Genomic DNA, 1,260 nt, shown 5'->3' on the forward strand with positions numbered 1-1,260 from the left:
TGATCTGGCAACAGTTTTCCGGACACTTTTTTAAGCGGCTGCACGTAGCCTCGATTCATAGTCCGCTGGACTCATATAGTCGTTGCTGGAGTGCAGCCGCACCCGATTATAAAATACCTCGATATACTCGAAGATCGCCTGCCTCGCTTCCTCTCGCGTCTTAAAGTCCTCGTGATACACCAACTCGGTCTTTAGAGTATGAAAGAAGCTTTCTGACGGGGCGTTGTCCCAACAGTTACCCTTGCGGCTCATGCTGCACTTGAACTCATGCTGCTTGAGCAAGCCCTGGAAACTATCCGAGGCATACTGGCTGCCACGGTCACTGTGAACCAGCAGACCGGCTGCTGGCCGACGCTTAAAGATCGCCATGGTCAGCGCGTCGTTCACCAACGCTGCCGGCATCCGGCTATCCATGGACCATCCGACGACCGCTCGTGAGCAAAGGTCAATGAAGACGGCTAGGTACAGCCAGCCCTCCCGTGTCGGGATATAGGTGATATCACCGACATAAGCCTGATCAGGCTCTGATGCCGTGAAGTTACGATTCAGCAGGTTCGCGGCTACCGGCTTGTTATGCTTTGAATTGGTCGTCGCTTTGAACTTGCGCCGCATCTTGCATTCAAGGCCCTCTTCACCCATCAATCGACCGATTCGACGGCGGCTGACGGTTTCTCCGTCTTCAGCCAGTTGCTTTTGAATACGCCGTGTTCCATAGGTTGAGCGGCTTTTTTTATGATGTTCACGAATACTGGCCTTCAACGCCTGATCATCCCGGGCTCGCTGGCTGGACGGTCTAGTTCGCCACTCGTAATAGCCACTGCGAGAGACTTCAAACACTCGGCACATCAGGGCAGTGCTGAACGTGCCCCGATGCTCCTCGATGAAGCCGTACCTCAGTTCGATTCTTTGGCGAAGAAGGCCGCCGCCTTTTTTAACAGTTCCCGCTCTTCCTTCAGCCGAGCATTCTCACGCCGGAGTTGCTTCAACTCTTCATATAGGTGCTTGTCGTCAACCGCACTACTCGAATCACTCGTCTGCTTGCCATGGAATTTATCGATCCAAGTATGCAGCGTGTTGACGTTAACGCCCAACTCGCGCGCCGACTGGGCGATCGGTTGATCGGATTCCACCGCTAGTTTGACGGCGGCTTCTTTAAACTCGGCTGTATACGAATTGCTTTTTTTCTGACTCATGGCACACACCTTGATGGGCAGATAATATTATCTGCGTCTGTGTGTCCGGGAAACTATAACCACTTCA

The 1,260-nt window shown here is 52.9% G+C and carries 1 protein-coding gene; it reads right to left on the reverse strand.

The features are described from left to right. Window positions 1–30: 30 nt before the first annotated feature. Window positions 31–1,193, reverse strand: a protein-coding gene (locus ACT3XD_RS19580) for an IS3 family transposase (RefSeq protein ID WP_192539959.1) whose coding sequence is annotated in 2 segments (ribosomal slippage) — window positions 31–920 and window positions 920–1,193 — 1,164 coding nt in all. Because the reading frame shifts where the segments join, the coding sequence is not laid out codon by codon here. Window positions 1,194–1,260 lie beyond the last annotated feature (67 nt).

The organism is Halomonas sp. AOP7-B1-5, assembly GCF_052353045.1.
GTDB classification, from domain to species: domain Bacteria; phylum Pseudomonadota; class Gammaproteobacteria; order Pseudomonadales; family Halomonadaceae; genus Vreelandella; species Vreelandella colorata.